The 23,479-nt window shown below is 72.2% G+C and carries 19 protein-coding genes and 1 pseudogene; 14 read left to right on the top strand and 6 right to left on the bottom strand.

What is annotated here, in order from left to right; all coding sequences use genetic code 11:
• Positions 1–53 precede the first annotated feature (53 nt).
• Positions 54–635: a TetR/AcrR family transcriptional regulator gene (locus tag ACIA6A_RS18870; RefSeq protein WP_396098958.1), complete on the top strand. Its 582-nt coding sequence runs from the start codon at positions 54–56 to the stop codon at positions 633–635.
• A gap of 151 nt (positions 636–786) precedes the next feature.
• A complete protein-coding gene (locus tag ACIA6A_RS18865) occupies positions 787–3,885 on the top strand; it encodes a GH92 family glycosyl hydrolase (protein WP_396098957.1) in 3,099 nt (1,032 codons plus the stop codon).
• Between the two features lie 64 nt (positions 3,886–3,949).
• On the opposite strand, the gene ACIA6A_RS18860 is transcribed toward ACIA6A_RS18865, so the two are convergent.
• Positions 3,950–4,627, bottom strand: a complete 678-nt coding sequence (locus tag ACIA6A_RS18860) for a DUF2231 domain-containing protein (RefSeq protein ID WP_396099010.1) — start codon at positions 4,625–4,627, stop codon at positions 3,950–3,952.
• Positions 4,628–4,634: 7 nt separating this feature from the next.
• Between ACIA6A_RS18860 and ACIA6A_RS18855 the strand changes: the two genes are divergently transcribed.
• The 6 genes and pseudogenes from ACIA6A_RS18855 (at position 4,635) to ACIA6A_RS18830 (ending at position 9,942) form a co-directional block, all read left to right on the top strand.
• Complete coding sequence (locus tag ACIA6A_RS18855; protein ID WP_396098956.1) at positions 4,635–4,976, top strand: sensor histidine kinase; 342 nt, start codon at positions 4,635–4,637, stop codon at positions 4,974–4,976.
• A 96-nt stretch (positions 4,977–5,072) separates the two neighbouring features.
• A complete protein-coding gene (locus tag ACIA6A_RS18850) occupies positions 5,073–6,431 on the top strand; it encodes a hypothetical protein (protein WP_396098955.1) in 1,359 nt (452 codons plus the stop codon).
• A 99-nt stretch (positions 6,432–6,530) separates the two neighbouring features.
• Complete coding sequence (gene chrA / locus ACIA6A_RS18845) at positions 6,531–7,712, top strand: chromate efflux transporter (RefSeq protein WP_396098954.1); 1,182 nt, start codon at positions 6,531–6,533, stop codon at positions 7,710–7,712.
• A gap of 390 nt (positions 7,713–8,102) precedes the next feature.
• A complete protein-coding gene (locus ACIA6A_RS18840; protein WP_396098953.1) occupies positions 8,103–8,909 on the top strand; it encodes a hypothetical protein in 807 nt (268 codons plus the stop codon).
• A 19-nt stretch (positions 8,910–8,928) separates the two neighbouring features.
• Positions 8,929–9,099 (top strand): annotated as a pseudogene (locus tag ACIA6A_RS18835) (hypothetical protein); the annotation flags it as partial.
• A gap of 201 nt (positions 9,100–9,300) precedes the next feature.
• Positions 9,301–9,942 (top strand): hypothetical protein, encoded by a 642-nt coding sequence (locus ACIA6A_RS18830; protein WP_396099016.1) that lies wholly within the window; start codon positions 9,301–9,303, stop codon positions 9,940–9,942.
• Positions 9,943–9,950: 8 nt separating this feature from the next.
• On the opposite strand, the gene ACIA6A_RS18825 is transcribed toward ACIA6A_RS18830, so the two are convergent.
• The gene (locus ACIA6A_RS18825; protein ID WP_396098952.1) at positions 9,951–10,634 is read right to left on the bottom strand and encodes a response regulator transcription factor; all 684 of its coding nucleotides are present in this window, start codon (positions 10,632–10,634) and stop codon (positions 9,951–9,953) included.
• Positions 10,635–10,722: 88 nt separating this feature from the next.
• Here ACIA6A_RS18825 and ACIA6A_RS18820 point away from each other — a divergent pair, with 88 nt between their 5' ends.
• The 5 genes from ACIA6A_RS18820 (at position 10,723) to ACIA6A_RS18800 (ending at position 14,426) form a co-directional block, all read left to right on the top strand.
• Positions 10,723–12,123: a sensor histidine kinase gene (locus ACIA6A_RS18820; protein WP_396098951.1), complete on the top strand. Its 1,401-nt coding sequence runs from the start codon at positions 10,723–10,725 to the stop codon at positions 12,121–12,123.
• Between the two features lie 33 nt (positions 12,124–12,156).
• Positions 12,157–12,768: a DedA family protein gene (locus ACIA6A_RS18815; RefSeq protein ID WP_396098950.1), complete on the top strand. Its 612-nt coding sequence runs from the start codon at positions 12,157–12,159 to the stop codon at positions 12,766–12,768.
• A 55-nt stretch (positions 12,769–12,823) separates the two neighbouring features.
• The gene (locus tag ACIA6A_RS18810; RefSeq protein WP_396098949.1) at positions 12,824–13,357 is read left to right on the top strand and encodes a phosphatase PAP2 family protein; all 534 of its coding nucleotides are present in this window, start codon (positions 12,824–12,826) and stop codon (positions 13,355–13,357) included.
• 296 nt (positions 13,358–13,653) lie between these two features.
• Complete coding sequence (locus tag ACIA6A_RS18805; protein WP_396098948.1) at positions 13,654–14,106, top strand: hypothetical protein; 453 nt, start codon at positions 13,654–13,656, stop codon at positions 14,104–14,106.
• Positions 14,103–14,426: a winged helix-turn-helix domain-containing protein gene (locus ACIA6A_RS18800; RefSeq protein WP_396098947.1), complete on the top strand. Its 324-nt coding sequence runs from the start codon at positions 14,103–14,105 to the stop codon at positions 14,424–14,426. The genes ACIA6A_RS18805 and ACIA6A_RS18800 overlap by 4 nt, the downstream gene beginning before the upstream one ends.
• A gap of 16 nt (positions 14,427–14,442) precedes the next feature.
• On the opposite strand, the gene ACIA6A_RS18795 is transcribed toward ACIA6A_RS18800, so the two are convergent.
• Positions 14,443–15,822 carry a DUF2079 domain-containing protein gene (locus ACIA6A_RS18795; protein WP_396098946.1) on the bottom strand — a complete coding sequence of 460 codons (1,380 nt, stop codon included), beginning with the start codon at positions 15,820–15,822 and terminating at the stop codon, positions 14,443–14,445.
• Between the two features lie 131 nt (positions 15,823–15,953).
• Between ACIA6A_RS18795 and ACIA6A_RS18790 the strand changes: the two genes are divergently transcribed.
• On the top strand, positions 15,954–17,138 hold the full coding sequence (locus ACIA6A_RS18790; protein WP_396098945.1) for a sensor histidine kinase: 1,185 nt from the start codon (positions 15,954–15,956) through the stop codon (positions 17,136–17,138).
• Here the strand turns inward: ACIA6A_RS18790 and ACIA6A_RS18785 are convergent.
• From ACIA6A_RS18785 to ACIA6A_RS18775, 3 genes are all read right to left on the bottom strand, one after another.
• Complete coding sequence (locus ACIA6A_RS18785; protein WP_396098944.1) at positions 17,119–18,507, bottom strand: cytochrome P450; 1,389 nt, start codon at positions 18,505–18,507, stop codon at positions 17,119–17,121. The two genes, ACIA6A_RS18790 and ACIA6A_RS18785, sit on opposite strands and share 20 nt — an antisense overlap.
• Before the next feature lie 4 nt (positions 18,508–18,511).
• Complete coding sequence (locus ACIA6A_RS18780; protein ID WP_396098943.1) at positions 18,512–22,345, bottom strand: tetratricopeptide repeat protein; 3,834 nt, start codon at positions 22,343–22,345, stop codon at positions 18,512–18,514.
• A gap of 99 nt (positions 22,346–22,444) precedes the next feature.
• Positions 22,445–23,452, bottom strand: a complete 1,008-nt coding sequence (locus ACIA6A_RS18775) for a helix-turn-helix domain-containing protein (protein WP_396098942.1) — start codon at positions 23,450–23,452, stop codon at positions 22,445–22,447.
• Between the last annotated feature and the right edge of the window lie 27 nt (positions 23,453–23,479).

Raw genomic sequence — 23,479 nt, 5'->3', positions numbered from 1 at the left:
TCGTATTGTGGAGGCTAGCATAACGAGACACGGTGCCTAGGTATGGTGGGCCGGTGGACCAGTCACCCGCGCCCCCGCAGGCGGGACGCCCGCGCAGCGAACAGGCCCGTCGCGCTGTCCTGCACGCGGTCGACGATCTGCTGGTCGAGATCGGATACTCCGCCATGACCATCAAAGGCATCGCGGAACGCGCCGGGGTGGGCCGGCAGACGGTCTACCGGTGGTGGTCGACGAAGGCGGAGATCCTGCTCGAGGCCTGCGTCGTCGACGCCGCCGCCGAGCTGCACACCGCGGTCCGGTCCGATCCCCGGGCCGAGCTGGTCGCCTATCTGCGGGCGTTGAACACGTTCCTCACCGCGTCACCGGCCGGTCTCGGTTACCGGGCGCTGATCGGCGAGGCCCAGCACGACCCCGCCGTCCGTGATCTCGTGCGCGCGGCGAACCTGCTCGACGCGAGTGCCCGCCCGGTGCTGCACCGCGTCCGGGCGCGTGCGCCGGAGATGCCCGACGACGCGCTGGCCGCGGCGCAGTTGACCGGCCCGGTGCTCACCCTGATCCTGACCGCACAGGATCCGGTCTCCGAGCGGGCACTGCGCGCGCACGTGGTTGCCCTGCTCCGGGGCTGGGGCGCCTGACCAGGGGCGTTGTCGGCGGCCGGTGGGCGGGATGGTCGAGGAGTGTCCGTTCGGAGTCCAAGTATTGACAAGCGTAAATGAGAAGGAGTCCTATCTGTATACCAGGTGACAGCGTTGTCACCTCCGCGTCACAGAAGGGACGGCATCCCCCATGCTCCGTACCCTCGCCGCAGTGGTCGTCCTCACCGCTGCCGTGATCTCCGTCCCGCAGGCGGCAAGCGCTGCGGATCTCGCCCTCACCCAGTACGTCAATCCCCTCATCGGTACGGACGACAGCAACTCGCCCAACCCGGTCGGCGGCGGCGCCGGTGGCAGCACGTTCCCCGGTGCGACCGTGCCGTTCGGGATGGTGCAGTTCAGCCCGGACACGCCGACCGCCTCACCCTCGGGCTATCGCGACCGGGACCGGACGATCGAGTCGTTCAGCCTCACCCACTTCAACGGCGCCGGCTGCCCGAACGACGAGGACCTGCCGATCCTGCCGGTGACCGGCGCGCTCGGTGCGTCCCCCGGCAGCTCCTGGACCAGCTACGCGTCCGCGTACACGAAAACCAACGAGTCCGCGTCGCCCGGCTACTACAAGAACCGGCTCGACAAGTACGGCGTGGACGCGGAACTGAGCGCCACCACCCGTACCGGAGCGATGCGGTTGACCTATCCGGCGAGCACCACCGCGCGGGTGTTGATCAACGCAAGCCGCTCGGCCACCGGCGACCGGGCCGGCAACGTGTCGATCAGCGGCAACCGGGTCTGGGGCGAGCACACCGCGGGCGGCTTCTGCGGTGGACGCACGTTCACGATGTACTACTCGATCCTGTTCGACCGCACGCCCACCGGGTTCGGCACGTTCACCGGCGGCACGGTCGCGGCCGGGTCGGCGAGCACGAGCGGCACCCAGGCCGGCGCGTACGTCACGTTCGACACCACGAGCAACGCCGTGGTGAACGCGACCGTGGGCATCTCGTTCGTCAGCGTCGCCAACGCGCAGAACAACGCCACCGCGGAGGCCGCTTCCTTCGCCGCCGTGCGCACCGCCGCGGACGCGAAGTGGAACACCGCGCTCAACCGGGTGCAGGTCACCGGTGGCGCCGCCACGGAGCTGCAGAAGTTCTACACGGCGCTGTACCACGTGCTGCAGAACCCGAACGTCGCCAGCGACACCAACGGCGAGTACCGCGGCTTCGACGGCGCCGTGCACACCGCGAGCCATCCCGTCTATCAGAACTACTCGGGCTGGGACATCTACCGCTCCTGGTCGGCGCTGGTCGCGCTGATCGCACCGGACGTGATGACCGACATCGTGAAGTCCATGGTGCTCGACGGCCGGCAGGGCGGCGCGCTGCCGAAATGGTCGCACCAGAGCATCGAGGACTTCGTCATGCCCGGCGACCCGGGACCGATCGTGGTGGGCAGCGCGTACGCGTTCGGGGTGCGCGGGTTCGACACCGCGGCGGCGCTGGCGCTGATGAAGAGCAGCGCGAACGGCGGCGCTTCGCAGGGCTACGTGCTGCGGGGCAACCAGTCCGCGTACGCGGCGAACGAGTTCATCCCCGGCAACCCGTCGGAGACCCTGGAGTACGCGTCCAGCGACTTCGCCATCGCCCAGTTCGCCAAGTCCGTCGGCGACACCGGCGCTTACACCACGTACAGCACCCGCTCGCAGTACTGGCGCAGCCTGTTCAACGGTGAGTCGGCGTTCATCCACACCCGCGACGGCGGCGGCGCGTGGTCCACGCCGTTCAACCCGGCGCAGGAGAGCCCGTACGTCGAGGGCAACGCCGCGCAGTACAGCTGGATGGTCCCGCACAACCTCGGCGCGGTCGTCACCCTCATGGGCGGCCCGGCCACCGCGGTGCAGCGCCTCGACCACCACTTCACCGAGCTGAACGGCGGGCTGTCCCGGCCGTACTTCTACATCGGCAACGAACCCGAGCACGGCGTCCCGTGGGCGTACAACTTCGCCCGCAAACCCGCCGGTGCGAGCGACGCGGTCCGCCGCGTGATGGCGGAATCGTTCACCACCGGCGCGGGCGGACTGCCCGGCAACGACGACCTCGGCGCCACCTCGGCCTGGTACGTCTGGTCGGCGCTCGGCTTCTACCCCGTCACCCCGGGTGCCGACACGCTCGCCGTGCATGGCGGCACGTTCCCCGGCGTGCTGATCCAGCGCCCGTCCGGCACCATCACCGTCACCGGCGGCAGCGCCACCAACCGCTACGTGCAGTCACTCTCGGTCGGTGGCACGGCGACAAGCCACAACTTCTTCCGGTACGCGGACATCGCAGCCGGTGGCACCGTCTCGTACACGATGGGCGGGTCGGCCTCGGGGTGGGGGACCGGCGTGGGTGACGTACCCCCGAGCTTCGCCGACGGCCGCACCCAGCCGCCGGCCGAACCGGACCTCGGCGCCGACCTGGCGCAGGGGCAGCCCGTCACCGGGTCGGCCGCGTGCAACAGCTCGGAGTCCCCGGCCAGGGCGGTCGACGGTGCGATCGCCGGCAACAGCAAGTTCTGCTCCGGCACCGCCCCGCAGTTCCTGCAGGTGGACCTCGGCTCCGCGCGGACCGTCAGCTCCTTCGTGGTGAAGCACGCCGGGCTCGGCGGCGAGCAGACCGGCTGGAACACCGGCGCTTTCACGCTGTCCACCAGTGCCGACGGCACCACCTGGAGCACCGCGGTCAGCGTCGCCGGCAGCCGGAACAGCCGCAGCTATCTGCCGGTGGCGGCCCGGACCGCGCGGTACGTCCGCCTGGAGACGAGTCAGCCGGCCATCGACGGCAGCGGCACGGCCCGGATCTACGAGCTCGAGGTGTACGGCAGCAGCAGCGTCCCGGCCGACCTGGCCCTGCGCCGCACCGCCACGGCCGACTCGTCGTGCGCCGCCGCGGAAGGCCCGGACCGGGCGTTCAACGGCAGCTGGCTGGGCGGCTGGTTCGACAAATGGTGTTCGCAGGGCACCTCGAAGTGGCTGCAGACCGACCTCGGCGGCACGCAGCACATCGGTTCGGTGGTGATCCGGCACGCCGGAGCCGGCGGCGAGTACACGAAGTGGAACACCCGTGACTTCGACGTGCAGACCTCACCGGACGGCAGCACCTGGACCACCCGGGCCCAGGTCCGCGGCAACACCGCCGACACGACCACGACCACGGTCAACGCGGACGCGCGCTACCTGCGCGTCACCGTGCTGACCCCCACCCAGGACGGCACGACCGCAGCCCGCGTCTACGAGGTCGACGTCCGGGCCTGACCACGTGTGCCGGGCGGGGGGAACAGCCCGCCCGGCACATACCGGCTCAGCGCACGCCTGCGCATCAGTCCCCGTCGGGCCGTGCGGGACCGTCCTGGGCGGGGGCGGAGTCGAAAGTGCCCGTCCAGGACGCTTTCGCACCGGATTCGCCGATCCGGAAGGTGTCGTAGACGGCTGCACCGGCGGCGACGACGGCGAGCACGGCGATGATCCTGGTGACGGTGACCGACAGGGGTGCGAGGCGGGCGCGCCGCCGGGCGGGGGCGGCGAGCGCGTCGGCCGGCGACGCGGTTGCCTCGCGGTGCCGCCACCAGATCACCAGTGCGAGCAGGGCCACCGGGAGGGCGACCCAGATCGCCGTGTCACCGAGTTCGGTGTGCTGACGCAGCAGAGCGGTGTCGGTGACCCGGTGTTCCAGCCATTCGCCGGCGCTCGTCGTGACGGGCACGAGAGCGACCACGAACACGGACAGGATCGCGTTCGGGCCGGCGAAGCGCCGGCGGGCCGCCGGCCGGACGGCGGTCAGCACGAGCAGGAGCGCGGCGAGCGGGAGCAGCACCACGATGGCGTGCACGAGCAGGATGTGCGCCGGTAGTCCGTTGACGGTGCCCTGCCGGCGGCAAGGGTCCTGGTGGTCGAGGACGACCGCGAGCTCGGCCCGTTGTTGCTGCGGCTGTTCCGCGGCGCCGGTTACCGGCCCGACCTCGCCCCGGACGCACCCGGTGCAGCCCGGACTGACTATCTCGTCGGTGGTGCCAGGCCATCAGGCGGCATTGCGGCGGGTGCTCACCGCCCTGGTCGACAACGCCCTGAGCCATACCCGCGGTGGCGGGCACGTGAGCGTCGAGCTCGGCCGGGACAAGACCATGATCACCGTGGTCGTCCGCGACGACGGGACCGGTTTCGACCCGGCGGACGCCGAACGGCTGTTCGCCCGGTTCGCGCGCGGCGGCCACGGCGATCACCGGCGCTTCGGACTCGGTCTCGCCCTGGCCCGGGAAGTGATCACCGGGCACGGTGGCACCATCGAGGCGTGGGGCCGGACCGGCCAGGGTGCCGTCTTCACCATCCGCCTTCCCCCGGCGGCCTGAACCGATCACGTCACGCAAGCGAGCCGCCGGTGGGATCGTCGGAGTGTGTCGTTGTTGCGGCTGGTCCCCCCGGCGCGGACTGCCGGTCCCGGGGGTGTGGTGGCTCTGACGGTGGTGTTCGCCCTCGTGTGGCTGGTGTGGGGACCCGTGGGCACCGGGTGGGGGTCGTTCCTGGGTCAGCTGGCCGGTGCCGAGGCGGTGCTGCTGATGTCGGTGGCGATCGTGCTGATCTCGGTGCTGCCCGCCGTGGAGACCTGGTTCGACGGCATCGACAAAGCCGCGGTCTGGCACCGGCGGCTGTCGATCACCGGTCTTCTGCTGCTCATCCCACATCTCATGTTCGCGCAGGGCAACCACCCGCCCGGCGCGCTGCCGCACACCGGCCCCGTTCCGGCCGGTCAGGGACCCGGCATGGGTGGTCTGCTCGCACAGATCGGGGTGTGGGGCCTGGCCGCGCTGGCGGTGTGGGCGATCCTGCCCCGATGGCGGGCCCTGCTGTCCTGGCTTCCGCGCGACGTCCTGGACCGGGTCACCCGCCTCGGAGCGACAGCGGTGGCACGGCGTGCGGCGGCGATCAGCCGGCTTGTTCTCGGCGGGTACGAGCGCTGGCGCTCCCTGCATCGCCTCACCGGCCTGTTGCTCGCGGCAGGGTTCGTCCACGGGCTGCTCGACGCCACCATGTTCGCCTCGCCGGTGCTGCGCTGGAGTTACCTGGTCGCCGGTGGGACAGGCCTGGCGTTCTACGTCTACCGGGAGACCGTCGCGCGGTATTTCCTGCCCTTGCACGACTACCAGGTCGCGACGGTCACGCCGGTGGCGCGGGGTTTGACCGAACTGACCCTCACCCCGCTTGGACGACCGATGCATTTCGTACCCGGCCAGTTCGCCATGCTCTTCCTGGAGGGACGCAACGGCTGGCGCCGGCATCCGTTCACGATCTCCGGCGCTCCGAACGGCGGAGAGCTGCGGTTCAGCATCAAGGCTCTCGGCGACGACACACAGGCGATCCAGGGTCTCGTCGAGCCGGGGATGCCCGCCGTGATCGGTGGTCCGCACGGCCGCTTCGACCAGGCCCGTGGGACCGCCCGGCAGCTCTGGATCGCCGGTGGCATAGGTGTCACCCCGTTCCTCAGCTGGCTGCGCTCGCACGACACGCACAACCTGAACGCCCGCATCGATTTCTTCTACACCACCGCCGGTCCGGCGCCCTTCGCGGACGAGATCACCGCTGTCGCCGCCGGACTGCCCCACCTGCGGGTGCACCTGCACGACAGCACCGCCGACGGATACCTGAGCGCGGACGCGGTGCTGGCCACGGTCGCCGATGACGACCCGCGTCAGGTGTCGGCTTTCCTGTGCGGGCCCGCCCCGATGGTCGACGCCCTCACCCGTCGCCTTCGCGCCGCCGGGACGTTCAGCCGCAACATCCACCGTGAGCACTTCGACTGGCGCTGAGGGGGGTGGATTCAGCGGATCGGTGCGATGATCGGACTGACCGCGGCAGTGTGACGGATTGCGGCGAAGACCTGCCGCGTCGGGACGGGGATGCCGGACATGGTGGCCGCAGACGGCTCGACGCCCCCTGACCGGGTGGGACTGGCGACGATCGCCCGCGAGTGGGGGCGGATCGGTGGTATCGGGTTCGGTGGTCCGCCCACGCATATCGCGCTGCTGCGGCAACTCTGTGTCGATCGCCGTCAGTGGATCTCCGCAGGCGAGTTCGAGGACGGGATCGCCTTCACGAACCTGTTGCCGGGGCCGGCCTCGACCCAGTTGGCGATATTGACGGCGTGGCGGTTGCGCGGCGTGGCCGGTGCGCTGGTCGGTGGCTTCTGCTTCATCGCGCCGGGACTGGTGCTCATCCTGGGCCTGGCCGCACTTTTCGTGGCCGGGCACTCTCCGCGCTGGGTGCAGGGCGCCGCTGCCGGGGCTGGTGCGGCGGTCGCCGCGGTCGCGGTACAAGCAGCGTGGTCACTGGTCCCGGCTAGCTGGAAACGTGCCGGCGTGCGGCGTGCGGCGCGGATGCGATGGTGCGGCTACTGTCTTGCCGGTGCCGTCGCGGCGGCGGTGACCGGGCCCTGGCTGGTGCTCGTGCTGGTGGCGGCGGGGATCGTGGAGGTCTCTGTCCGCGGTGGCCTCCGGCCCGGGCGGGGCCGCCCCGCGTTGTCGCTGCCGGTCCTTCTGCTCGCGCCGCCCGCGACAGCCGGGCTGGCGGCGCTGGTCTGGGTGGCGGTGAAGGTCGGGGCGCTGTCCTACGGTGGCGGTTTCGTGATCATTCCGTTGATGCAGGCCGACGCGGTCGAGCGCTACCACTGGATGACCGACGCCCAGTTCCTAAGCGCGGTCGCGCTGGGTCAGATCACCCCGGGCCCGGTGGTGCAGACCGTCGCGGTGGTCGGCTACGCCGCCGCGGGGATCGGTGGTGGTCTGCTCGCGGCGGTGGCCGCGTTCGCCCCGTCGTTCCTCTTCGTGATCGCCGGTGCGCCCCGTTTCGATCGGATCCGTACGAACCGGTCGGTGCAGGCGTTCCTCAACGGCGCCGGCCCCGCGGTCGTCGGTGCCATCGCCGGCTCGGCGGTCCCCCTCGCCCTGGCCCTGCAGCACCTATGGCAGGCGGGCATTCTCGCCGCTGCCGCGCTGTGGCTTCCTGCGGCGCACCGCAGCGTCGTCTCCGCGCTGCTGTCCGCCGGCGCACTCGGAGTCCTGGCGGCGTCGGTGGGTTGGCCCGTCACCTGACGGCCACATGCCCCCGCATCACCGCGGTCCGGTGGTCTCTCGTAGCGAACAGAGCCGGAGCGTCCGGCGGTGGCCGCGACGATCGCGGCGACCAGCCCGTCGCCGGTCGGTTCGTCTTGTCCTGTCGCTGGGTCACGCGATCCTCAGGGCAGTGTGGGTTTCACGGTGAGCTCATTGTCCAGTACCGCCGGCGCGCGCATACCTGAGAAAACGCTGAACGGGCCGGAAAGCCTGGCGCTCACATCCTGGCCGGGAATGTCGTTGGGTGGGTTGACCGCGTCACAACGGTGCCGCCCACCACCTCAGGAGCAGCAGATGTCCGCGCACAGAGTCGATCCACAGGCCGCAGCCATCGCCCCGGGACCGTTTGCCGGGCCCGCGCGGAAAGTGATGAAGAAGCTACCGGAGATCACGCTGATCTTCTGGATCATGAAGATCGCGGCGACCACGCTGGGCGAGACGGCCGGGGACATGATCTCGCAGACGCTGAAGCTGGGCTATTTCCTGAGTACCGTGGCGCTGTTCGCGATCTTCGTGGTCACTCTGGTGGTGCAGCTGCGTTCCCAGCGCTACAACCCCGTCTACTACTGGACGGTGATCCTGTCGACCAGCATGGCGGGCACCACTCTGTCGGACTTCATGAACCGCGACACCCACTTCCTGTCCGCCGGCACCACGTCGCTGGGCTGGGGGCCGCAGGGACTCGGGCTGGGCTACCCGGCCGGGGCGGCGATCCTGTCCTCGTTGCTGATCATCACGTTCCTGATCTGGCGTGCCACCGGCCTGCCGTTCGACATCAACAAGATCAACACATTCCGGGGCGAGGTGCTGTTCTGGACCGCGATCCTGATCTCGAACACCCTGGGCACGTCGATGGGTGACTTCCTGTCGGACAGTTCCGGCCTCGGCTACCTCGGTGGCGCCGTCCTCATCAGCAGTGTCCTGGCGGTCCTCGCGATCTGCACCAGGATCCGCTGGGTGCCGAACGTCCTGGTGTTCTGGCTCGCGTTCGTCCTGACCCGCCCCCTGGGTGCGACCGTCGGTGACTTCTTCACCAAGCCGGTCGTCAAGGGCGGTCTGGGACTGGGCACCTACGGAGCGTCAGCGGTCCTGCTCGCCGTCCTCGCCGGTCTGATGATCTTCTCGGTGCGGCGCGAGCGCACCAAACGGGCGGACGTGACGGCACCGGCGTTCTGAACGCTCAGGATGCTCACCGATGGCTGCTCAAGCACTGAGAGGGGAAACCATGGGGTACTACTCCGATCCGGTGCCGCGTTCGGGTGTCTGGCTGACGAAGGTTCCGGCGATCACCGCGACGTTCTGGGTCATCAAGGTGCTGTCGACCACGATCGGCGAGACACTCGCCGACTACCTGTCGGTGAATGTGGGGCTCGAGCCGATTGTGCGGGCAAGCTCGAGGCGCTCAAGGCCACGCTCGACCGGTTCGACGGGGTCTGAACGGGGTGCCGTTCGGTCGCCGGACCGATCTGGGGCTCAGCCGGACGGCTTCGGCACCGATCGGGAAATGCGCACGCCCACGACGAGGTATCGGAGGTACGCGGTGCGCGGTCGGCGAAGCAGCACGGCGATGGCACTGGCCGGCGTGGTTCTCAGCGGTGCGACGGGCTGTTCGGCCCTGGCCGGTACGGTGGCCGCCCCGAGCCTCGCGGTCACGCCCGTGCCGTCGGTCGCCGTCTCGTGGGCACCGCCGGCAAAGCTCATCACGGCGGCGACGCCGAAGCCGCGTATGGCTGCTCCGGCGTTGAAGCTCACCGGTACGGCCTGGCCGGCGATCCTCGCGTCACTGACCGGCTACGGCCAATGGCTACTGGCGAATCCGGACCCGGCGCTGGCCGGGAACATCGCCGTGCCGGGGTGCGCGATGTACAACACGGTCTACGAACAGGCGGACAGTCTGCTGCGCGACAAGGCGTACCTCAAGCCGGGTCCCGTGACGTTCGGTGCCGTCACCGGGCCGAGCCCGGCGCCGGGCACAGGTGTCGCGGCACGTTCCGGCAGGGTCGTGCTCGACGTGACCGTGCAACGGCCGGCGGAGCCGGTCGTGAGTCGTTCCGGCGGGGCGGTGATCAGCTCGTACGACGCGCTGACCACCGGCACTGCCCTGCAGATCACCCTGCTGCGAGGCGGGGATGCGAAGTGGCGGTTCTGCACCGTCGACGCGCTGGACGACTCCGGGGCCCCGGACGACCCGTCGGTGCCGTTGTTCTGAGGGGTGGATCAGCCGTCGGCGGCCAGGCGGTACCCGGCGCCACGGACCGTCTGGATCGCCGCCCGGCCGTACGGGTGGTCGATCTTCTTGCGGAGGTAACCGATGTAGACCTCGACGATGTTCGGGTCGCCGGTGAAGTGCGCGTCCCAGACGTTCTCGATGATGGCGGACTTGGTGACGGCCTGACCGCGGTTGCGCATGAGGAACTCCAGCAGGGCGAACTCGCGAGGCGTCACGGCGACCGTCTCGCCGCCGCGGGCGACCCGGCGCTCGGCGGGGTCGAGGGTCAGGTCTCCGGCGCTGAGGACGGCCGGGCGTTCCGGGGCACCGCGGCGGATCAGGGCACGCAGGTGGGCGATCAGCACCACGAACGAGAACGGTTTGACCAGGTAGTCGTCGGCGCCCAGGTCGAGCGCGTCCGCCTCGTCGTACTCGCCGTCCTTGGCCGTCAGCATCAGGATCGGTGTCCAGATCCCCCTGGCCCGGAGCCTGCGGCAGACCTCGTAGCCGCTGAGCCGGGGAAGCATGAGGTCGAGCATGATCGCGTCGTAGGCGCCGTGCGGGGTCTCGCCGGCGGTCCACAACCCCTCGGCGCCGTCGTGGGCCAGGTCGACGGTGAACCCTTCCTGCTGGAGCCCGTCGCGGATCGTCTCCGCGAGGCTGACTTCGTCCTCCACCACCAGTACGCGCATACCCCCCAGCGTGCCCCGGGTGCGCCCAAAATCCGCGGAGCTGCGGCTTTCAGCGCGTCCTCAGCACGGCCCGGTTAGCGTGACGGCCATGCGACCACCTGCGGTTCTGCGAGGTCTGCGGCGATGGGTCCGCTGCCGGCTCGGCATTCGGCTGCGCTCGGCACTCGCCGCCGGCCTGGTCGTCGCCGTGGCCGCGGTGCTGGCCGGGGCAGTGCTGCTGATCGTTTCCCGCGGGATCCTGATGGACAACGTGACCGCGGCCGCCGTCGCCCGCGCCGATCAGGTCGTCTCGGCACTGAACGGCGGGACCCCGCCGGCGCTGGCTGTGACACCGGGACGGACCGTCGTGCAGGTGCTCGACCCGGCGGGCCGGGTCGTCGCGGCCTCGGCGGCGATCAGCGGGACGCCCCCGCTGTCCCCGCTGCGCCCGGGATCCGGGCGCAGCGAATGGGAGACCCGGCAGGTGGCGTTCAATGAGGAGGCGTCGTTCCGGGTGCTGGCGACGGGCGTCGCCACTGTCTCGGGGGTGCGGACTGTGCTGGTCGCGGAATCCCTGGACACGGTCGACGACGCCACCGAGGCGATCCTGGCCGCGCTGCTGGCCGGGATGCCGCTGCTCGCCCTCGTGGTGGGTGCCGCCACGTTCGTGTTCGTCGGCCGCACGCTGCGCCCCGTCGAGGCGATGACCCGGCGGGCGGCCACGATCACCGCGACGAACCTGCACGCGCGGCTGCCCGTACCCGTCGCTGAGGACGAGATCGCCGCGCTCGCGGCGACCATGAACACCATGTTGAACCGCATCGAGACGGCGTCCGCCGCGCAGCGCCGGTTCGTGGCGGACGCCAGCCACGAGTTGCGCAGCCCGCTGGCGACGATCCATGCGAACGCCGACCTGCTGGCGGCCGCCGGCCTGGCCGAGGCCCCGGCCCGGTCGGTGGCGCGGATCCATCGCGAGAGTGCCCGGATGGCGACGCTGGTCGAGGATCTGTTGCTGCTCGCCCGGGTCGACGACGGCGCGTTGCGGCTGCGCCGTGACGAGGTCGACCTCGACGATCTGGTGTACGCCGAGCGCGAGCGGGTAGCCGTGGAGCGCCCCGGCCTCCGGATCGAGGGTGAGGTTCACCCGGTGCGGGTGCTCGGCGACCCGGACCAGCTGCATCGGGTGCTGCGCAACCTGGTCGACAACGCGGTCCGGCACGCCCGGCACGGCGTGATCATCAGTCTGGGGGCGGTCGGCGCGCAGGCCGAGCTGGTGGTCGGTAACGACGGTCCCGCCATTGCCGCCGGCGACCGGGAGCGGATCTTCGACCGGTTCGTCCGGCTCGACGACAGCCGTTCCCGCCAGGAAGGCGGCGCCGGGCTGGGCCTGCCGATCGCCCGCGACATCGCCTCGGCCCACGGCGGCACCCTCGCGGCCGACGCTCTGGCCGACGGTGCCTCGCTGCGCCTGCGGCTGCCGGTCGCGGACCCGCACTCCCGCAGCAGGTAGACCTGCTGCTCGCTCGTTGTCGAGAGGACATTCATGCCATCGTTCCTGGATCCGGAATGGCTCATCTCCACCTTCGGCCTGGCCGGCATCCTCGTGCTCGTCTTCGCGGAGTCCGGCCTGCTGATCGGCTTCTTCCTGCCCGGTGACTCCCTGCTGTTCACCACCGGCCTGCTCGTGGCCGACGGCACCTACCTGCGCCAACCGCTCTGGCTGATGTGCCTGCTCGTGTCGGTCGCGGCGGTCGCCGGCGACCAGTTCGGTTACCTGTTCGGGCGCCGCTTCGGCCCCGCGCTGTTCCGGCGGCCCGACTCACGGCTGTTCAAACAGGAAAACCTGATCAAGGCCCGGACCTTCTTCCAGAGGTACGGGGCCCGCTCGATCGTCCTCGCCCGGTTCGTGCCCATCGTGCGTACGTTCACGCCGATCGTCGCCGGTGCCGGCCACATGCACTACCGCACGTTCCTCGTCTACAACATCCTCGGCGGCGCGCTGTGGGGCTGGGGCGTGACGATGCTCGGCTACTTCCTCGGCCAGATCGCCTACGTCAGGAACAACATCGAGCTCATCCTGATCGGCATCGTCGTGGTCTCGGTGGTGCCGGTGGCCGTCGAGGTGCTGCGCGGCCGTCACCGCACCGCCAGGTGACACGGCGCCGGAGCTCTTCAGCGAATTCTTAGGATCGCAAGAGCAGATTGTCGCGGTGAACTATCGACTGTTCGAACTTGTCAACGATCATGCCGGGCGGTTCGACGCCGTGGACGACGTGATGGAGTTCGTCGCCACCTGGGTGATCTACCTGATTTTCGCCGTCGTCGCGGTGCTCGTCGCGGTCGCCCTGTATCACCGCCGGGCCCGGCAGGTGATCGAACTGGGCGTCGCCTTGTTCTTCGCGTTCGCCGCCGCGACCGTCGTGTCGCACGTCAGCGGCGAGCAGCGGCCGTTCCAGAACCACCCGGCGCACCAGCTCGTCGCGCACGAACCCGGGGTCGCACTGCCCAGCGATCATGCGACCGCGGCGTTCGCCCTGGCCTTCGGGGTGTACGCGTTCCTGAGTCGCGCCTGGGGCATCACCCTCGGCGTCGCGGCCGTGGCGGTCGGCTTCTCCCGGATCTGGGTCGGCGTGCACTACCCCGGTGACATCGCCGCCGCCGTGATCATCGCCGGGGTGGCCGTGTCCGGGGTGGTGGTGTGGAACCGGCGGCGCACCACCCGGCTCCGCGAGGGAGTCGCATGATCCGGCTGCTTCCGGCAGATCGCCGCGAGTGGCCGGCAGTGGCGCGACTATGCCGAATCGGCGCCGGGGCCCACCGACCGGATCGGCAGGGGCGACCGCTGGATGAGGAGTTGGCTGCCGTCGATCCTCGGTGGCGCCGACTACCGGGCGGGGCACCTGCTCATCGTGATCACCTGGGACGAGGGCACCGGCACGCGGCCGCCGGGAGTCCGCGCTAGCAAATACTTGCCGGGCTGGAAAGTGAAGTGCTACTTTCCTTGAGAGCAAGTACTTTCCTAGCCGTACGGAGGTGCGTCATGACGACACCCGAGGAAGCGCAGCAGGCCCTGCTCGACATCGAGGAACGCCAGCAGCAGTCCACCGCCGCGGCGAGGTCGTCGCGCTGGTGGTGGATCCTCGGCGGCCTGGGCGTCATTGCCTTCGGCGTGGCCACCGAGCTGGCACCCGGCTTCATCGACGACTGGGGCACGGTGATCGTGTGGGCGATGGTGTTCCTCGCGATCGCCCGCAGCAGCCGCTGGGGCGCCCGGTTCTTCGGCCGGCAGGTGCGTCCGCGGCTCGCCGGCAGCACCGCGCAGCGGCTCGGCATGGGTGCGATCGGTGCCGTCGGGGCGCTGGTGCTGCTGGGCGCGCTCTGGCTGGACGTGCCGCACGTCGCGCTGGGCTTCAGCATCGTCGGCGGGCTGCTGCTCATGGTCGCCGGTCCCTGGTGGGAGGACCGCGTGCTGGCGCGGGGCAGTCGCACGTGACCGACGGCGTGCCCGAACCGCGGCTGGACCCCTTGCTACTGGACCCGACCCGGCTGGCGATCGTGGCCCTGCTCGCGGGCACGGAATGGGCCGAGTTCGCCTTCGTGCGCGACTCCGTGCACCTGTCGGACTCGGCCCTGTCCAAACGGATCTCGAACCTCAGCGACACCGGCTACGTCGAGGTCCGCAAGGGCTATGTCGGCAAACGCCCCCGGACCTGGGTGAACCTCTCGGCGGCGGGGCGCTCGGCGCTCGGCGCGCACATCGCCGAACTCCAGCGGATCGCGACCCGGGTCCGCCCGGGCGAACGCCCTCTGTGAACCGGGTCCGGCAGAATCAGCGGTGCAGGAGCAGGAAGCCGTTGTCCCGCGCCACGGTCCGGAAGCCGCGCGCCGACGCCTCGCCGATCAGGCGGCGCCGGGCGTCCGGCTCCAGCGGGAAGTCGCGGCCCTGGGTGTCGACCACGATGAACTCGGGATCGGGCCCGTCGTACCGTCCGCCGAACAAGGTGACCTCGGCCCGGCCGGTCAGCTGGGGTACGAGCCGGTTGGAGGCGGCGACGGTCGCGTCGTCGGGGATCCGGCTGAGGACGCGGTGCGCGGCCTCGGCCCGGGGGTCGGTGCGCCAGGTGCCGGGCGCCGCGAGGCCGGCCAGCGGGAAGGCGGGGACGAGCGCGGCGGTGACGGTGAGGCTGATCAGCAGCGGCGGGGCCGGCGACCGGCCGGCGTCCCGCCACCGGCGCAGGGCGTCGGCGAACGCGACGAACAGCACCGGCATCAGTACCGCGCTGTAGTGGTACCCGGTTCCCCAGTACGCGGGATTGTCCGAGGTGAACCGCCAGGCGAGGGTCGGCATCGCGACCCAGAGCAGCGGCGAGCGCACCGCGAGCAGGGCGGTCGGTGCCAGCAGGGCGAGCACGGTGAGCGTCTTGACCGGCAGGCCGGCGAATCCGGCGAGGGCACCCCGCAGGGTGTCGAACAAGCCGCCGCCGTACGCGTACGTGGTGCCGGGATTGAGGGCCGGGACGACGACCAGCACGGCGAGCAGGGTTCCGGTCACGCCGGCGGCGGCCAGCGACCATCCCGTACGCCGGGAGCCGCGCACCGCGATCAGCACGCCGACGACCGCGACGGTCAGTCCCAGGTCCTCCTTGACCAGCACCAGCGGCAGAGCCCACAGGGCGGCCACCCGGTGCCGGTGTCCGGCGAGTGCGGCCAGGCTCGCGGCCAGCAGCGGCACCGCGAAGCAGATCTCGTGGAAGTCGAAGCCGACGGCCTGGGCGATCCCCCAGGACAGGCCGTAACCGGTGCCGATCACGACGGCCGCGCGCGGGCCCAGCGTGCGGTGCGCGAGCCCGGCGATGGGGACGACCGCGACGGCGAGCAGCACCGCCTGGGCGACGAGCAGGGTCAGCGGTGAGGGGAACACCCGGTAGAACGGGGCGAGCACCACGAGGATCGGGGAGAAGTGGTCACCGAGCTGGGGGAAGTTCGTACCCTTGAGCGGGGTGAGCCCGGGTTGTCCCGCCGCGTACGAGCGGACGACCTGTTCGAAGATGCCCAGGTCGAAGCCGGTGGTACCGAGGTGCTGGTGGGCGCGGACCGCGAGCGCGGTGTAGCCCGCGGCGAGCACGGCGGCCATGGACCAGGCGAGCGGGCGGCCGGTGCCGCGACGGACGGCCGGCACGGATGCCGGGCGGACCGGTGTTTCGATCATCGGGCGACGATGGCCACCGGCCGCTGACCGCACCCTGACCGTCGCTGACAATTCGGTCAGGATGCCGGTGATCCGATGTGTGATGCTGCATCACATGAGGGTGCTGACGGCCGAGGACGATCGTGACAGCCGTGCCTGAGCCGCGCCGCCCGAGCCGGGTCTCGCCGCTGCGTTCCGTGCGCGCCCGGGCCGTGTTCGCCGCCGCCGTGGTCACGGCGGTGCTGGGCGTCACCGGTGGGCTCTGGGCCCGCCACCTCGTCTACAAGGAAAGCCTCCGGGACGCCGTGACGTTCCAGAGCCCCATCACGTACGGACCGTCCGCCGGACCGGACCCGGTCGAGGTGCACCTGGCCGCACCCGAGCAGGACGCGTCCCTCGCCGTCGCCGCGCTCGACCGGGTGCTGATCCCCGCTGTTCCGGCCGTGGTCGTCCTGTCCGCGCTGGTCGCCTGGTATGCGACGCGGCGGGCCCTGCGGCCGGTCGAGGTGATCCGGGCCCGCACCGCCCAGGTCACGGCGAGCAATCCGGGTGACCGGGTGACCGTGCCCCGCGCCCACGACGAGATCGCCGCCCTCGCGGTGACGATCAACGACACGCTGGCCCGGTTGCAGCAGGCCGGCGAGGCCCAGCGCCGGCTGGTCGGCGACGCGGCCCACGAACTGCGCAGCCCGCTCGCGGTGCTGCAGGCCGGACTGGACGTCGCGCTGACCTATCCGGACGACGCCGACTGGCCGGCCACCGTCGCGACCGCCGCTCGGCAGGCGCGCCGGCTCACCGCCCTGGCCGACGACCTGCTGGTGATGGCCCGCCTCGACGCGGGGGCGGCACCCGGCGCCGCGGCCTCGGCCGTCGACGTGCCCGCCACCGTCGCCCGGGTGGCCGGCGAGTCGGCCGTCTTGCGGGACGACGTGCGCGTCGAGCACCCGGACGGCAGACCGCTGCTCGTGCTGCTGGCCTCCGCGTCGTTCGAGCGGGTATTGCGCAATCTGCTCGACAACGCCGTACGCCACGCCGCCGAGCGGGTCGTGATCCGCGTCGACAGCCCTGCGGCGCGGCTGCGGATCAGCGTCAGCGACGACGGCCCCGGCATCCCCGCCGCCGACCGGGACCGGGTCTTCGAGCGCTTCACCCGCCTGGACCACGCCCGCGGCCGTGACGACGGCGGCACCGGCCTGGGCCTCGCGATCGCCCGCGAACTGGCCCGCCGGCTGGGCGGCGACCTGGTGCTCACGGATCACCCCGGCCCGGGCGCCACCTTCGTCCTCGACATCCCCGCCGAGGACCTGGACGAAGATGTCAGCCCGCGACGGGGGTGAGCCGGACCGGCAGGGCGGTGGCCGGGTGGAGGCTCAGCGCCGCCTCGAGCTTGATGGTGTCCACGGTGGTGCTGAGGTCGAAAGCGGACAGGATCGTGGCGACGGCCAGGACCGCTTCCTGCATGGCCAGTTGCATGCCGACGCAGGTGTGCGGGCCCGCGCCGAACGGGAGCCAGGCGTTGCGGTGCCCGCCGGGGTGCCGGTCCGGTGGCAGGTCGAAGCGGCCCGGGTCGAAGGTGTCCGGCTCGGGCCACAGGTCCGGCGAGCGGTGTACGGCCCACGGCGTCACCAGCACCGTGCTGCCGGCGGGCACCCGGTAGCCGCCGAGCACCTCGTCGGCCGCCGCGACCCGCGCGATGGTGTGGGCCGGCGGGTACAGCCGTAGCGCCTCGCACACCGCCCGGTATGTCCACGGGAGCCGGCTCACGTCGGCCGCGGTGGCCGGCCGGCCCGCGAGCACCTCGCCGATCTCGGTGCGCAGGACGCTCTGCCAGTGCGGGGAGCGGGCCAGCTCGACCAGGAGGCAGGCCAGCGCGGTGGCGGTGGTGTCGTGGCCCGCGAGCAGGAAGATGAGGACCTGGTCGGCGACCTCGGTGTCGCTCAGGCGCCGGTCGGGGTCCTCCGAGCGCTGGGCGTCCAGCAGCAGGGTGAGCATGTCCTCACCGCAACCGTCGTCGCCGGACGGCCGGGACCGCCGCGCGGTGATCACGTCGTCGACCACCGAGCGCAGCGTGCGCACGCCCGCGACCAGCCGCCGGTTGGCCGGGGTGGGGACCCGGACCGGCATCGGGTGGGGCACCACCCCGCGGCGCAGCAGGGTGTCGCCGACGTGCCGGGCCGAGACCATCCGCGGGATCGCGCCGGCCATGTCCGCGCCGAACAGCACGCGCCCGATGATCCGCGAGGTCAACGTCACCATGGCGTCGTGGGCGTCGATCCCGGTGCCGGCCGCGCCGTGCTCCCGCCAGCCGGCGACCAGTTTCTGGGATTCCTCGACCATCACCGCCGCGTACGATCCGCTGATCCGGCGTGGGGTGAAGACCGGGGCGAGCAGCCGGCGCTGCCGCAGCCAGACGTCGCCCTGGCTGGTCGGCATCCCGTTGCCGAACGCCCAGCGCATCTCGGCGTACCCGGCGGTGTCCCGGGTGTAGCGCTGCGGCTGACCGAGGATCTCGAGGACGAGCCCGGGCGCGGTGACACTGACGAAACTGGCGCGCCACCCCGGCGGCCCGGCGCTGATCCGGGTGACCGGGCCGACCTCGCGGGCGGCCCGCAACACCGTGCCGAGATAGTCCCGTCGCAGGTCGAGGGCGGCGCCGACGATCGGAGCGCCCGGCAGAACGGGAAGCGGCCTGCTATTGGTCGGCATCAGCTCATCGTGCCAAACGAACGAGGTCCCGGACGAGTTCCAGCAACGGCCGGAGCTCGCCCGATCCGGGCAGCACCCGGTCGAGGGCGGGCAGTTCGGCGGCGGTGACGGAGCCGAGCGGGCGGCTGAGCCAAGCCGCGGGCTGGTGCAGGTCGTGCAGGTACGTCCGGAACGGCGGCGGGCGCAGGGAACGTGACCGCGGGGGATGGCCGTCGTGCACGGCGTACCGGCCGTCGGGTGACGCGGTGAACGCCCGGTTGAACCCGAGGGCCGGTGGCTGGGGCATGCGCAGCAGCGTGCGGTTGTCCAGGAAGTACGCGTCGCCCGTGGCGTCTTCCGAGCCACCGGCCGCCCGCCAGGCGGGCACGGAGAACAAGTCGGTCAGCCGCGGCGTGCCGACCATGCTGATCGGACGCAACCCACCGGGGTCCAGCACGCACAGCAGGACGCCCCCGAGGGCGCCGGCGACCAGGAGCTCGTCGGCGGAGACGAAGACCATGCCCGCCACGTCGCCGAGCGCGGCGGGGACCTCCATCGCGCCGTGGCCCTGCCGCAGGCCGGCATCGGTGATCGCGACGACCGTGCCGTCACTGATCGCGACGCGGGTACCGGCCGGGTCGGCGGCGAGCAGCCCGGCCCGCCACAGGCCCAGCGACGACAGGTCGACCTGGTGCAGCCGGTCCGGCGTCCCCGCGTACGCCACCGGAGCCGTCCCCAGCCCGGCGACGATGCCGTCCGCGGTGGCGACCGTCGCGGCCCCGTCGGCCGGGACGCCGGGGAGCAGGTCATCGGCGCGTCCGTGGTGATACCACATGAGGGCGCCACGGGGACCGGAGCGGACGGCGACGACCGAGCCGGGACCGGTGCAGGCGATCGAGTGGTGGTCGGCCCGTCCCCGGAACACCTGCGTCTCGCCGCCGGCGCCGAGGTCGTACACGGTGATGCTGGTGTTCGCGGGGTCCGGGTGCAGGAAGGCGTGCCGGGCGACCGCACTGCCGTCCGGTGCGAAGGAAAGCTGACCGGCGAAGCTCAGGGAGAACGGCGCGACCCGGGCGGGGCGCCGGGCCGCGGCGGCGAGGCGGGTGACGCGGCCCGGGTCCGTGCCGGCCAGGCGCCGGGCGAGGGCGTACGCGGGTGGGCCGCCCGGTGGTTTCCACCGGTCCAGGGGCAGCAGGCGGGCCAGGCCGCAGGCGTCCGCCGGCGGCACCGCACGGGTCAGCGTCCACAACTGCGGCCACCGGGCGGACCGCGCGAGGTCCCGCCCGGTCCGGGCGATGTCGCGGGCGGAACGCCACGGCAGCGGATCCTCGGTGAGGTCCTCCGGTGGCGGTAGCCGCTCGGTGACCTCGGCCCGGTTCACCGCGCGCTCGACGACCTCCGGCGGTGCCATGTGGTGCGTCAGCCCCACCCGGCGTACCCAGTCCTGCCAGGTCTTCTCCTCGGCCTGCGCCTCCCGGTCGGCGGCGGCTGCCTCGCCCGGCCGACCCGCGGCGGCGGCGATGCGCCCGAGCGTCCGCAACGCCTCGGCGAGCCGGATGATCGCGCCGGCGGTGGGTTCGTCCCGGGCCATCTCGCGGCGCACGGCCGCCGCCTCCCGGGCGGTTTCCAGGGCGCGCGGCCGTTGCCCGGGCCGCTCCAGCGCGCCGGTGAGCAGGCCGAGCGCCACCGCGTACCCCTCCCGGTAGGCGGTCGGGTTCGCGCCGGCCAGCCGGCGCTGGATCGCCACCACCTCCTCGATCACCGGCAGCCGGTCCGCGTCGCCGTCCGTGTCACGCAGCAGCGAGGTGAGATTCGACAGCGACAACGCCAGGAAGGACTCGTGGGCGTCCGGGTCCGCCTCGGCCAGCCGCCGCCATATCCGTACGGCCTGCCGAGCCGGATCAAGGGCCTCGGCCGGCCGCCCGGCGCGGGACAGCGTGCTCCCGAGGTTCGTCAGCGTGATCGCCAGCCCGTACTCGTGACCGGGATCGGTGCGGACCAGCGTCCGGTACAGCGGCAACGACTCGGCCAGCGCGTCGGTGGCATGCGCGTACTGACCCGTGGCGGTGTACAACGAGCCCAGGTTGGACAGGGACAGCGCCAGGTCGTGCCGGTTGTCGTCGTGCCGGGCGCGGTTGATCGCCACGGCCTCCAGCAGCGCGGCGAGGGCGTCGGCGGGCCGTCGTACCCGCTGGAGGAGGGAGCTCAGGTTGGTCAGGGCTTGCGCGAGATACTGCTCGTACGGTGCGCGTCCGGTGCCGGTCGCACCGTCGAGCAGCTCCCGCCAGGTGGCCACGGCCTGGCGTGCGGCGTCCAGTGCCTCCTCCGGCCGGGCGAGCCGGTCCAGGTCGTTGGCGAGGTTCACCCGGGTCCGGGCCTGGGCGGCCGGGTCTCCGGGCCGGGCCAGGATCTCCCGCGACCGGCGCACCCCCAGGGCGGCGGCACCCAGCTCCAGGTCCGCGGGCGGCGTCGCGGGCAGCACCGCCGTGAGGTCGTCGATCAGGTCCTCGTCCAGGTCGGGCAGGTGCGCCAGCGCGGTGAGCACCGGGCTGCCGGCCTCGACGGCCAGCCGCGGATCGTCGCGCAGCAGGGGATACAGGTGCCCGGCGCCGACGTGCGGCCAGCGTTCGGCGGCGGCGGTGAGCAGGGCGAGCGCGCGGCGGCCGCGCACCTGGGCGAGCAGTGGGCGCAGGGCCGCGCCGGCCCACGGCTGAGCGGGATAGTCGTGGCGGTGCCCGGGCAGGGTGAGCGCGACGAAATCCTCGGCGAGACGGTCGGGGTACAACGGCTCGAGGACGGTGTCCCGGTCCGGGTCGGCCGCCGGATAGCACGCGGCGTGCTCGGTCAGGACCTCGCCGGACGCGACCGGGAGCCGCAACGTGTCCAGCGCGGCCGCCGCCTCGGCACGGGCCAGCGGCCCGGTGATCGCCGCCGTGAACACGCTGCGATGGAGCAGGTCCCGCCGGTGGTCACCGTGCCGGCGGATCCAGTGGGCCTGCTCCCGGTCGAGCAGGTACACGGTCAGCCCGATCGGGTCGGCGGGCGCGCGCACGCCACGCCGGTGCGCGTCGACGGCCACCAGCGCGGCCATGTGCACCGCCAGGGTCAGCCCGAGCCCGGGATCGTCCAGCGACTCCGGCGGTTCGATCACCCCGGGGTCCACAACGGAGTACCGCGCGGCGAAACTGTCCCGGGCGGCCGTGAACATCCGGGCACGGGCACCGCTCACCCCGGAGAGCTCCGCGAGCCGCTGGGTGGAGGTGCCGATCTGCTCGTTGGCCAGCACCCCGCGCAACGCCGGCCAGGTGTCGGCGCTGCGGGCGATGAGCAGCACGCGTACGGGCAGCGCGTCCCGATGCAGCAGGGCGTTGCTGAACAGCCAGGTCAGATGGCTCAGCGGCCACCGGTCGGCATAGTCCACGAGCAGCAGCAGACCCGTGGCGCCGTCGGTGCCCAGATCCTGGCTGCCCGGCGGCGGTAGCACCGAGCCCGGGCCCAGCGTGGCGGTGGCGACCTTCCAGCCGGCGTCGCGGCACTGCCGGGCGAGACGCTCGGCGAGCCGGGTCTTGCCCTGCCCGCCCGGGCCGTGCAGCAGGCGGGTGGCCCGCCGCGGGCCCTGCGTGCACCACTCGTGCAGCTCGGCGGTCTCCCGCTCGCGGCCGGTGAACCCCACGACGGCGAATCGGGCGTTCAGCATCCGGCTGGGCAGCTCCCGCAGGAACTCCGGATCGGCGGGCGGTGCCGGCTGCCACGTCTCCAGCAGATACAACGGGACCCCGTCGCCGAAGACGTGGATGTCGGCGCCGACCGTCCCGTACGCGAAGCCGCCCTCCGCCCGGACGACCTGCGTCGCGGTCACGCCGGCCCACCGGCCCGGCTGTCGAACAGCGGTGCCCGCACCCGGCCGGAACTCACGACACGGGCCGGACGCGCGGCGCCATGGTGTCAGCTGCGGCTCTCAACGCTGTGGGCGGTCCGGCCACCGCGACTCCTCCCCGAGGCTCCCTCCATCATGGGCCGCCGGTCCGCGCCCGGCTACCCCGCGCGCCCGGCCGTCGTCCTGCCGGTGCACGGTGCCTGCCACGGCCCGGAGTCCTGGGACCTGCTGAGATCCCGCTGAGGCGCGCAGCAGCCGCAGCGCTGCCTCGTGACCGGAACCGGCCACCGGGGTGTACGTGAGCAGCCGCTGCCCGTCGTCGTCGGCCAGGTGCAGCGCCTCGTAGTCGAGTTCGAGGTCGCCGACCACCGGGTGGTGCAGATACTTGGTGCCGGAGCCGCAGACCTGCACCGGGTGCCGCGCCCAGCAGCCGGCGAACTCGGGGCTCTTGACGATCAGCTCGCCGACGAGCGCGGTCAGCTCGCTGTCGTCGGAGAACCGGCCGGCCGCCACCCGCAGCGACGCCACCGAGCGGCTCGCCTCCTCGTCCCACCGGCGGTACAACTCGCGGGTGTGCGGATCCAGGAACAGCATCCGGGTCAGGTTCGGCCGGTCGGCGGGCCGCTGCGGCGCCGTACGGTCGTAGTGGCCGGCGAACAGCAGATGACCGAGCTCGTTCCAGGCCAGGACCTGGCTGTGCCGTCCGAGCAGCAGCGCGGGCACGTCGTGCATCGCGGCGATCAGCCGTTCGACGCCGGGGCGGGCGGTATCGGGCGGTCGCGGCTGCCGCCGTTTCGACGCCCGCGGGCGGGCCAGCGCGTACAGGTGGGCCCGTTCGGCGTCGCTGAGCTCGAGTGCCCCGGCGAGCGCGTCGATCACCGAATCCGAGGCGTTGAGGCTCTGGCCCTGCTCGAGCCGGGTGTAGTAGATCGGGCTGACCCCCGCGAGCCGGGCCAGCTCCTCGCGGCGTAGCCCGGGGACCCGCCGGGCCCCGTACGACACCAGACCGACGTCATCGGGTCGCAACCGCGCACGCCGGCTCCGGAGGAAGTCGGCCAGCTCGCCCCGGCCCCGGCGGTCATTGTGCATGTCACCCATCATGCCCATCGGCACCGG

This window comes from Actinoplanes sp. NPDC051494 (assembly GCF_044454705.1).
In the GTDB taxonomy this organism is placed as follows: Bacteria; Actinomycetota; Actinomycetes; order Mycobacteriales; family Micromonosporaceae; genus Actinoplanes.
The sequence above is the reverse complement of the archived record's forward strand: the minus strand, read 5'-3'. Positions and strand labels throughout refer to the sequence as shown.